The 11,732-nt window shown below is 35.0% G+C and carries 6 protein-coding genes; 4 read left to right on the top strand and 2 right to left on the bottom strand.

The genetic code is table 11. From position 1 onward, the window contains the following. Nucleotides 1-6 precede the first annotated feature (6 nt). Both FLS47_RS16370 and FLS47_RS16365 read right to left on the bottom strand, forming a co-directional pair. Nucleotides 7-1,626 carry an NADP-dependent glyceraldehyde-3-phosphate dehydrogenase gene (locus FLS47_RS16370; RefSeq protein WP_149915400.1) on the bottom strand — a complete coding sequence of 540 codons (1,620 nt, stop codon included), beginning with the start codon at nt 1,624-1,626 and terminating at the stop codon, nt 7-9. 90 nt (nt 1,627-1,716) lie between these two features. Further along, entirely contained in the window at nt 1,717-2,730 is a 1,014-nt protein-coding gene (locus tag FLS47_RS16365) for a zinc-binding alcohol dehydrogenase family protein (protein ID WP_223225385.1), read from the bottom strand. 348 nt (nt 2,731-3,078) lie between these two features. Here FLS47_RS16365 and FLS47_RS16360 point away from each other — a divergent pair, with 348 nt between their 5' ends. From FLS47_RS16360 to FLS47_RS16345, 4 genes are read left to right on the top strand one after another with little or no spacing between them, the layout of a single operon-like run. Continuing rightward, a complete protein-coding gene (locus tag FLS47_RS16360; protein WP_149915399.1) occupies nt 3,079-5,814 on the top strand; it encodes a hypothetical protein in 2,736 nt (911 codons plus the stop codon). Further along, nucleotides 5,811-7,349, top strand: a complete 1,539-nt coding sequence (locus tag FLS47_RS16355) for an MGH1-like glycoside hydrolase domain-containing protein (RefSeq protein ID WP_149915398.1) — start codon at nt 5,811-5,813, stop codon at nt 7,347-7,349. Before FLS47_RS16360 ends, FLS47_RS16355 begins: the two co-directional genes overlap by 4 nt. Before the next feature lie 2 nt (nt 7,350-7,351). Beyond that, nucleotides 7,352-8,911, top strand: a complete 1,560-nt coding sequence (locus tag FLS47_RS16350) for a glycoside hydrolase family 28 protein (RefSeq protein WP_149915397.1) — start codon at nt 7,352-7,354, stop codon at nt 8,909-8,911. 2 nt (nt 8,912-8,913) lie between these two features. After that, nucleotides 8,914-11,709: a glycoside hydrolase family 95 protein gene (locus FLS47_RS16345; RefSeq protein ID WP_149915396.1), complete on the top strand. Its 2,796-nt coding sequence runs from the start codon at nt 8,914-8,916 to the stop codon at nt 11,707-11,709. The last annotated feature ends 23 nt before the right edge of the window (nt 11,710-11,732 follow it).

Genomic DNA, 11,732 nt, shown 5'->3' with positions numbered 1-11,732 from the left:
TTAATATTAGAATATAAACTTAGTACTCAAGAAATTGGATTTATTATTTTCAATAATTTGATTGAGTAATTGCTTATTTTGAGGCGTTGCTTTTGTTGCTACAATAGACCTAATTGAAAATGATCGTAATGCATCCCTTACCGACAATGTTCCTTCAGCACTGTCTTTTCGACCCGTGAATGGAAAACTATCTGGTCCGCGTTGACATTGACTATTGATATTGACTCTGCCGACTTGATTAACCAAAGGAGAAATTAATGATGTAATCACTTCATCATCATTACTAAACAAACTTACTTGTTGGCCATGCGAAGAATTTATTACATATTCTATAGGTTCATCAATGTTGTCATAAGGAACAATTGGAATTATAGGTCCAAATTGTTCTTCTCTGTAAATTTTCATGTTTCGATTTACAGGATACACAACTGCTGGATAGAATAATGATTCGCAAATTTTGCCACCTTGTTCATTGATGACAGATGCACCATGTGCAATGGCATCATCAATACAATCTTTTAAGTATTGTGGTTTATTTATTTCTGCAAGCGGCGTTATTGTCACGCCTGATTCCCAAGGCATACCAATTTTTACCTTTTTTAATTCGCTTTTCAACTTATCAAGGAAAGGATTTACGACTTTACGATCTACAAATATGATTTTCAATGCTGTACAACGTTGTCCATTGAAAGATAATCCTCCCATAATAGTTTCTTGAACTGCAAGATCCAAATCAGCTTTTTGATCAATAATCGCTGCATTTTTAGCATCAAGACCTAGAATAGCACGTAGTCTATTTACTTTAGGGTGCAATTTTTTAAGGTCATTCGCTACTTTACTTGATCCGATTAATGCCAATACATCAATCTTTCCAGATTTCATTAGATCAGGTACAATTTTGTTTCCGCGACCATAAATTGTGTTTACCACACCTTTAGGGAAACTTGTTTTGAAAGCTTCTAATAATGGTGAAAATAATAATGTACCATGCTTAGGTGGTTTGAATAAAATTGTATTACCCATTACTAAAGCTGGAATAAGGGTAGTAAATGTTTCATTTAATGGGTAATTGAAAGGGCCCATACACAATACAACCCCAAGCGGAGCGCGTCTTACTTGAGCGATGATTCCTTGCTCTATTTGAAAACGAGAAGATTCTCTATCAATATCTTTTAACTCTTGGATGGTGTCGTACATATATTCTACTGTACGGTCAAATTCTTTGTTCGAATCAGCAAATGATTTACCAATTTCCCACATGATTAACTTCACAACGATATCTTTTTTAGCTATCATTTTCTGTGTGAAATTTTCTAAGCATTCGATACGTTGTTCGACACTCATGGCAGGCCATTCACCTTTGCCGTAATCGTAAGCTTTTACCGCAGCATCAAGTGCTTTTTGTGATTCCTCCACTGTCGCAAGAGGATAACTCCCGATACGTTTGCGATTAATACCATCTGCGGATTTTACACAAATAGGAGAGTAGACATCGTTCACTTCACCATGCCAAGTAATCATTTCTCCATCGCAAAGGAATTCGCGTTGATTTACTTCTTCTGGCAACATAAAGTCGCTAGGAATCTCGTCTTCACTCGGAAAGACGTTTTGTAATTCAAGTTTCATTTTAAATTGAAATTTATAACTGTTTAATAATGTTTAGGTCAATGCTAAGTCGTCAGATAAGACTGTAGCAGATTATAGGCAAATTAATACTTAATTAAAATCTATGACTGTTTTAATCCCAGACTTTAGGTTTTCGGGCTTATTCCTTAGATAAGTGACCGAATTTTCAAAAGGAACTCTTTTGGTGATAAAGTCTTCAGCTTTTAAAGACTTATTCAAAAATTTAAATATAATGTCATTAAAGTCATCTCGAACAGCATTTCGGCTACTCATTAACGTTCCCTCACGTTTATGGAATTCAGGATGGCTGAATACAATATCTTGGTTTTGAATGCCAACTAATACATAACGCCCACCGTGAGCCATGTAATTGAATGCCTCATTTATAATTTTAACATTTCCACTTGCATCAAATATTAAAGTAGGCATATTGCCACTTGTTAATTTGGATAGATTATCAGCGATATCATCACCTAATGGATTCAGGATATAATCTGCGCCTAATTGTTTTGCATGAGCCAAACGCGAGCAGTCGACATCCATGGCAATTACTTTAGCACCACTTAGTTTCGCTAATTTAATAATACCTAATCCTATTGTTCCGGCACCAATAACAAATACAAACTCACCAGGAATTACCTGCGCTCTTCGAATAGCATGCGCTCCAATCGCAAGTGGTTCAACCAATACGAGTTGATCATAAGTCAAGCCCTTTGAATAAATCAAAGATGCCGTAGGAACAACTATGTACTCGGACATGGCGCCATCTGTATGTACGCCCAATACTCTCATGTCTGTAGCACAATTTGGTTTACCCATTTTGGAAGCATTATCTATTCCTTTTGTCAGATATGGCACTAACGTCACTTTGTCTCCAGGAGCCAAATCTACAGCATCGCCTTCTACATACTCAGCCGCTATTTCGTGTCCCAAGACACGAGGATATGTAAAATATGGCTGCTGGCCAGCAATGGCGTGTATATCTGTACCACATATACCCACTCTTTTTATCTTAATTAATGACTCACCAAGTTTTGGTGTCGGAATAGCATGTTCGGTATACGATAACTGGTTCGGATTTTCACATACAAGCACTTTCATCATATCATTTGAAAATTTATGATTATAAAAAACTTTGCATTATTTACAATCTCAAATCTCATCAAAAAAAATGCAATAATTAAAATTAAACAACGAAATCGTTGCCAAAATCATAAAAACTATTTTTTGAAAGGACTGAAATATTTAATTATACCAATATATGAAGGGGGGTAACTTTGAAGCTTTATATAGCTTTCTGCTAGAAAATAGTCAGTATAACAAGCTTAAAGATAATATTGTATAAAGATCCGCTAATTACTAACACTCAATTAAACTCTATTTTCAGTTTATTTGAAAAAGCAATAACCAATTCAAAAAGCAGCTAAACTTTATTTGATTAAAAAGATATTTATGAAAAGCCTATTTGTCATATTAGCATTTGTAACAATATTTCCGATAGTTGTCATTTCTGCTAACTATGATATCTACTATTCAAAAAAGGGAGTTACAAATATAGAGCGATTTGATTATGCCTTAAATAAACTCAATAGTGGTTTTAAAAATGCTGGATTGAATTCATATAAAACCAATTCTAAACTGTCAAAGCACAGTATTTTCGTAGGTTTAGCTTCTTCAATCCACAATCCAAGCCTAGAAATTAATACTTCCAAAGTAGATCAGTTGACACAACCTGAATCATTTTTACTATTCAGAGCGAATTCAAATCAACCACTTTATGTATTAGCTAAAGATGAATCTGGATTATTATATGCTATCAACAAACTTATAGCCGAAAAACTGTACTTAGAAACAATAGTAGATGTATTTGAATCACCAGAAATGGTATTACGCGGCACCAGTATAGGTCTCCAAAAAACCGAATACCTTCCAGGACGTGATGTTTATGAATATCCTTATACAGAAGAATCATTTCCATGGTTTTATGACAAGGATCATTGGACAAAATATCTCGACATGATGGAAGAAAACAGATACAATTCGTTATATCTATGGAATGGACATCCATTCTCTTCATTAGTTAAGCTTGATGATTACCCATATGCGTTAGAGGTGGATGAACAAACTTTTGCTAAAAACGAGGTGATGTATAAGTTTATTGCAGAAGAAGCAAATAAAAGAGGTATATGGCTTATACAAATGTTTTATAATATATTATTACCTAAGCCATTTGCGGATAAGCATAATTTGAAAACACAAGATCGTAATCGAATTATTACGCCATTGATTGAAGATTATACACGAAAATCTATTGCTGCTTTCGTCGAAAAATATCCTAATGTAGGCTTACTTGTCACTCTAGGAGAGGCAATGGAAGGTGTTGGTAACGATGATATTATGTGGTTCACAAAAACTATTATACCTGGTGTAAAAGATGGATTAAAGGCGAATAATATTAAGATTGAACCTCCTATTATTTTGCGTGCACACGATACAGATGCAGTAGCAGTTATGCATGCTTCAAAACCAATATACAGTAATTTGTATACTATGGCTAAATATAACGGTGAAGCCTTGACTACTTATACACCTAGAGGAAAGTGGGCAGAATTACACCAAAATCTAAGTAATATTGGGACTACACATGTTCAGAATGTTCATATTTTAGCGAATCTTGAACCTTTTAGATATGGTTCTCCAGATTTTATACAAAAATCTGTTTTTGCCATGCACGATATTCACAAATCCAAAGCTATACATATTTATCCCCAAGCTTCATATTGGGATTGGCCTTATACTGCAGACAAAACTGCCCATAGAATGTTACAAGTGGAAAGAGATTGGATGTGGTATAAAGCTTGGGCAAGATACAGCTGGAAACGTACGTACTCCAAATCACAAGAAGAGGTTTTTTGGGCTAGATCAATTGCTGACCATTATGAAATCCGTTTAGATGAAGCGCAAAATTTATTGAAAGCAATAGAAGAGATTGGAGAGATATCACCTAAAATTTTGAGACGATTTGGTATTACGGATGGTAACCGTCAAACATCTTCATTGGGTATGCTGATGACCCAATTAATTAATCCTTATCGCTATGGTTTATTCACCTTATTGTATGAATCAGAGGCGCCAGAAGGCGAGATGATTATCGAGTATGCAGAAAAAGAATTTAAAGGTGAGAAACATATTGGTGAAACACCAATTTTAACAGCCAACGAAATCGTTGCACATGCAGAAAAAGCTGTAGAATATATTAGTGATTTAAAAATTTCTAACAAACACAGCGAAGACTTTGGCCGATTAATCAACGATATTCATATACACCATGCACTTGCAAAGAATTATAGCTATAAAGTAAAAGCTGCATTAACTGTACTACAATATAAGTACACTAAGGATGTAAATATACTAAAAAGTGCATTACCTGATCTTGAGAAAAGCGTATTAGCATATAAAAAATTAGTGGATCTAACAATTGATACCTATCTCTATGCGAATAGTATGCAGACCAAGCAACGAAAAATTCCAATGCGTGGAATTGATGGCGAGTTTAAACATTGGAAAGAATTACTGCCTGTGTTTGAAAAAGAATTATCAAATTTCAAAGCAAGTATAGATTCTTTAGAAAATTCCGCTTCAGTGGCTCCTGTAGAAAAGGATAAATTTGTGTCAACTCCTATCAATTTCGATACACCAGTGTCATATGTTGAATTAAAAAAAGGTGCTAAAATCTTTACTAATCAAGAGCTAGTAATTACACATTTACCGCAAGAATTAGAAGGGCTAAAGGCTATTCAAACTAATTCTGAATTACAAAAATTGGAAGGCACATTTTTGCGTTTTAAAAATGATAAACCAATAAAAATTTTAGTTGGCTATTTTAATAGTGAGGATAAAGTTTTCGCGCCCAAGCCAGTGCTTGAAATCGATGCCTCAGCAAATAATCATGGACAAGCAGAAGCAAAAATTAGAAATGTGCTACGTGTACAATATATGCCAATGATTGATATTCACACGTATAGCTTTCCTGTTGGTAAAAATGAACTAAAAATACCAAAAGGAGAGTGTATTATTGTGGGAATAATTGATGATAAATACTTACAAACTACCTATAATGCGGATATAGATAATCAAGGTGATGAACTTGATGATTTATTTGGTTATTTCAACGATACTAAACTATGATAAAGAGACTTTTTATACTATCTATTTGTTATTTAGCACCAAGTTATGTTTTTTCACAAACTGATCTGTCGAAAAAACTAGATACTTATGTAAGCCAATTTAACAGTTATGATAATGAAGCTGTAATAAATATGGTGAGCAATTCACGAAGTGCTGAATGGCTTAAATTAAATATTCCTTTGGTGGATATTCCGGATTCTGCTATAGAAAAGACGTACTATTTCAGATGGTGGTCTTATAGAAAGCATCTAAAACAAACTCCAGAAGGAATAATCGTTACTGAATTTATAGAACCCGTAAAACATGCTGGTAAATTTAATTCTATCAGTTGTGCGTTGGGACACCACATTTACGACGGGAGATGGCTACGTAATAACGATTTCCTTAAAGAGTATATTGATTTTTGGTTTTTCCATGCAGATAAAGGTCAGACTCGTCCTAGATTTCATCAATTTAGTTCATGGATAGCAGATGCAATGCTGCAATATTATAAAGTGGATAACGACAGACATTATGTGTTGAGTCGTCTTGATGATTTAGACCATGATCTGGATAAATGGGAAGAAGAAAGACTTCTAGATAATGGTCTTTTTTGGCAACATGATGTAAAAGATGGAATGGAAGAATCGGTATCTGGCGGAAGAAATGTCAAAAACATGAGACCGACAATTAATAGCTACATGTATGGTAATGCGGTAGCAATGATTGAATTATCCAAACTTGCTGGTAGATCAGATTTGATTCAAAAGTATGAACTGAAGTCAAAAGCATTCAAGAAAAATGTAATTGATTCGCTATGGGATGATAAGGATAATTTTTTTAAAACAAAATTAGAAAATGGTCAATTACATTCTGCTCGAGAAGCAATTGGATTCATTCCTTGGTATTTTAATCTCGTTCCTGATCAGGCTAAGTATGCTCAAGCATGGAAGCAGGTAAATGATCCAGATGGATTTAATGGGGTGTGGGGCTTAACTACGGCAGAGCGAAGAGAACCCACATTTCAAACCAGAGGAACAGGGCGTAGTTGCGAATGGGATGGTCCAATTTGGCCTTTCGCAAGTTCGCAAACACTGAAAGGAATGGCAAACTTCCTAACCAATTACAAGAATACATCTTCAATATCAAAACTTGATTTCTATAATCAGGTGTCAAAATATGCAAATTCGCATGTGATGAATGATAAGCCATACATTGGCGAATATCAAGATGATAAAACAGGTTATTGGCTAAAGGGTGATGATCCTAGAAGTAAATTTTACAACCACTCTACTTATGCAGATGTAATTATTAATGATTTATTAGGATTTAAACCTGCATTAGACAATTCATTTACATTGTCACCACTCATACCAGATAGCAAATGGGATTATTTTGCTATCGAAAACTTAAGGTATAAAGGAAGAGATATCAATATCTATTGGGACAAAACCGGTCAACGTTACCAAAAAGGGAAGGGGTTACGAATATTTGTCGATGGCGTATTAGTCTCATCATCATCTACATTAAAAGACATTAAAATTAAACTTAAATAAGAATGAAATTATACTATTTAAATCTACTGCTGATAAGCTTACTGTTCAGTAATATTACCTTCGCACAACACACAGTTAATTTGCTTGATTTGGGAGCCAAAAACGATAGTACCGGTATTAACACCGATATTATTCGCAAAGCTATACAGCAAGCTTCTGATAAAGGTGGAGGCACTGTATATTTTCCGGCAGGTAAATACATTACTGGTCCTATACATATGAAAAGCAACATTACGTTGTTTATCGATGCAGGTGCAGAACTCCATTTTAGTGACAACTTTGATCACTATTTGCCCATGGTGGAGTCCCGTTGGGAAGGAACAGAAGTAACTAATTTTTCTCCACTTATATATGGTACTGATCTAGAAAATATTGCAATCATCGGAAGAGGAAAAATTGATGGTCATGGTAAGAATTGGTGGAAATTTTCGGAGGTGGATGTTAGAAATGGTCTTCAGAATAGCAAATGGCAACTGGAGTTCAAGCGTCTAAACAAAGATGTGTTAGCTCCAGATTTACCGGGGTGGGTAGAACGTGGATTTTTGCGTCCTCCATTTATTCAATTTTTAAGATGTAATAATCTTCAGATTAAGGATATTACAATTGTAAATTCTCCTTTTTGGACTATTAATCCGCAATACTGTGAGAATGTATTGATAGATGGAATTTCTATAAACAACCCACCTTCTCCTAATTCTGACGGAATCAATCCAGAATCTTGTCGAAATGTACGTATCGCAAACTCATTTATTTCGGTAGGTGATGATTGTATTACTATTAAATCAGGAAAAGATCGTTCGGGTAGAAAGGTAAATATTCCCGCGGAGAATTATACTATCACAAACTGTACTATGCTTAGAGGACATGGTGGTGTAGTAATTGGTAGTGAGATGTCTGGTGGTGTAAAAAATATAGTAATTTCTAATTGCGTATTTGATGGTACAGACAGAGGTATTCGTTTAAAGACTGCGCGTGGTAGAGGTGGTGTTGTGGAGAATGTTCGCATCAGCAATATTGTAATGCGTAATATTAGAGATCAAGCGATTGTATTGGATATGCGTTATGCAAAAGGAGATGTTGAGCCCGTTTCAGAACGTACGCCAAAATTTAAAGACATATTCATTAGCAATATAGCAGGTAGTACCAATAGAGTTGCACGAATCTCTGGTTTGGAAGAAATGCCAATTGAAAATATTAGTTTAAGTAATATTAATATGCAAGCAACATCCGGAATCTTGGTAGAATATGCACGTAAAATTTCTTTATTTGACATACAAATTGATGCACATAACACGCCGACGATTCAAGCTTCGAATTCTGAATTTTTAGATATTCAAAAGATTCAGAATTTTAATACGAAGACCGAGAAATCATTTATTCAACTGGAGAATGTAAGTAAAGTAAATATTGCTAATAATTTCCCATCTAAAGCATCGAACTTCTTGGAGTTAATTGGTAATGAGAATAAACAGATAACTGTTCACGGTAATAATTTAAAAAATGCATCTAAAGTATTACTAGGCAATGCGCAACATGTAGTACAGAGTAATAATATTCAATAAATATGTTTATTTTTTCTAGGTCTTTCTATCTTTTAAGTATTATTTTTTTTCATGCTCTATCAGTGTATGGACAGGGTGACCTCGTTTTAAGATATCATAAGCCAGCGCAGATATGGGAAGAGGCACTACCTATCGGTAACGGTAGGGTAGGTGCTATGGTATTTGGTGGTGTAGAAGAAGATCACATTCAATTCAATGAAGAAACACTTTGGACGAATGGGCCGAGAAATTACAATAAACCTGGAGCCTATACTTACTTAGATAGCATACGACGACTATTAGTAAGTGGCGAGCAGTCTAAAGCGGAAAAGCTTGCTATGGACAAGTTTATGGGAGAGAAAAGTGCGCAAGGAGATGTAAACCAATGGCTAGAAAAAATTAAAAAGACTCGAGAAGAAAAAAGAAATCCTTCAACCTATAACTTTAATGATAAGCTTTGGAAAACGCTAAAAGTTCCCTCTTATGAAGGTTGGGAAACAGTTGGATTAGAAGCTATTGATGGTGTTGTTTGGTTTAGGAAAGAAATTACATTGTCCAAAAATCAAAGTAAAAAGGATTGGATTTTAGATCTTAATAAAGTTCGCGACATAGATTATACCTATGTTAACGGGGTTTTGATGGGATCTCAAGATAATTTTGATAAAATAAGGAATTACAAAATTCCCAAAGGATTACTTCGAGAAGGTAAAAATATTATTGCTATACAAGTTATAAATCTTCAAGGTAAGGGCGGTATTGCGGGGTACAAAGACACCTCGAACAAGATTAGTCTAAAGAATAACCAAGAGAAAATTGTTTTAAATGGGGACTGGAAGTATTTTATTCAAGATAGCAATAGTCCGATGACAGGTAAATTTCAAGCGGCTTACCAACCCTTTGGAGATATTAAAGTGATTTTCCCGCACAAAAAAATAACGAATTATGAACGCACTTTGAACCTCGCAAGTGCAGAAGCAAAAGTTGTTTATACGTATAATAATACATTATATCGAAGAACTTATTTAGCGAGTTTTCCGCATAATGCGTTAGCGATTAAATACGAAGCGGATAAATCAGGACAATTGTCTTTTGATGTAGAATTATCAAGCAAGCACGAGCAACAGCAAATTAAATTAATTGATAAGCAAACTATCAATTTAAAAGTGCGAGTGAAGAACGGAGTATTACAAGGCGACGCTATTTTACATGTCAAGATTGAAGGAGGTAGCATATCTACACAAGGCAATAAATTAAGAGTTAAAGAAGCTAATACCGCAACACTTTATCTAACGGCAGCGACAAATTTTGAGAGCTACGATAAATTTTCAGCTAATTCTTTCGATAAAGCAATTGACTTTCTAAAGAACGTTCAAAGCACGTCTTTTGAGGATGTAAGACAAGGTCATCAAAAAGATTATAAAACTTTATTTGATGGCTTTAGCATTCATTTAGGTAAGCAAAGTGCAAAAGAAACGGATCAACGATTACGAGACTTTGCTAAAGAAGTGGATCCATCTTTTGCGGCTCTATATGTACAGTTTGGTAGATATTTATTGATAGCTAGTTCCAGGGAAGGGACCCAGCCTGCAAATTTGCAAGGTATTTGGAATCATCTTCTTGAACCATCTTGGGATAGTAAATATACGACTAATATCAATTTGGAAATGAATTACTGGCCTACGGAAGTATTAAATCTAAGCAATCTTCATCAGCCACTTTTCAAATTGATTCGCGAAGTCAGCGAAAAAGGAAAAGAAACGGCCAAGAATTATTATAATGCCCGAGGATGGGTGTTGCACCATAATACAGACATTTGGCGAGGAACTGCACCCATAAATAATTCCAACCACGGTATATGGCCGACAGGAGGTGCTTGGTTAGTGCAGCATATTTGGGAAAGCTATTTATACAATCAAGACCCGACGATTTTGAAAGAGAATTATGATGTTATTAAAGGTGCTACTTTGTTCTTCAAAGACTTTTTAACACCACATCATAAAACAGCTGAATTAGTGACGAATCCTTCCAATTCTCCCGAGCATGGGGGATTAGTAATTGGACCAGCAATGGATAGCCAGCTGGTAAGAAATTTATTTCGGATTTATACGAATACTTCTGCAATCCTAAACGTAGATCCGGACTTAAGAGATTCCATTCAAATATTATTGCCAAAAATAGCTAAAGATAAAATAGGTAGATATGGGCAACTGCAAGAATGGATTGAAGATGTGGATGACGAGAAGAATAAGCACCGTCATATTTCACATTTGTGGGCTTTGCATCCAGGTAATGAAATCAATTGGTTGGAAACTCCTGAATTATGGAATGCAGCCAAACAATCATTGATTTATCGCGGGGACGAGGGAACTGGATGGAGCTTAGCATGGAAAATAAACTTTTGGGCTCGACTATTAAACGAGCAGAAAAGTCTCGACTTGGTCAAAATGCTTCTTCGTCCAGCGGACAAGAATGGGGGATCATACCCGAATTTATTCGATGCACATCCACCATTCCAAATTGATGGAAATTTTGGTGGGGCAGCGGGAATTATTGAAATGATGATACAAAGTCATACAAAATATATTCATTTACTGCCGGCTTTGTCCAAAGATTTTGCTTTTGGCGAGATAAAGGGCGTGAAAGCTAGAGGTGGTTTCATAATAGATTTCAAGTGGGAAAACAGCAAAATCAAAAGTTTAAAAGTTAAGTCAATTGCGGGTAATGTGCTTAATTTAAAACATAACACAATAGAAAAAGTATACAATACTGAAAAAGGAAATACCTACATATTTGACGCTAACCTTACACTTATAAAGTAACCGCTAATGTTTTTGAAGATATT

Origin of the sequence: Sphingobacterium cavernae, assembly GCF_008520265.1 — a bacterium.
In the GTDB taxonomy this organism is placed as follows: Bacteria; Bacteroidota; Bacteroidia; order Sphingobacteriales; family Sphingobacteriaceae; genus Sphingobacterium; species Sphingobacterium cavernae.
The sequence above is the reverse complement of the archived record's forward strand: the minus strand, read 5'-3'. Positions and strand labels throughout refer to the sequence as shown.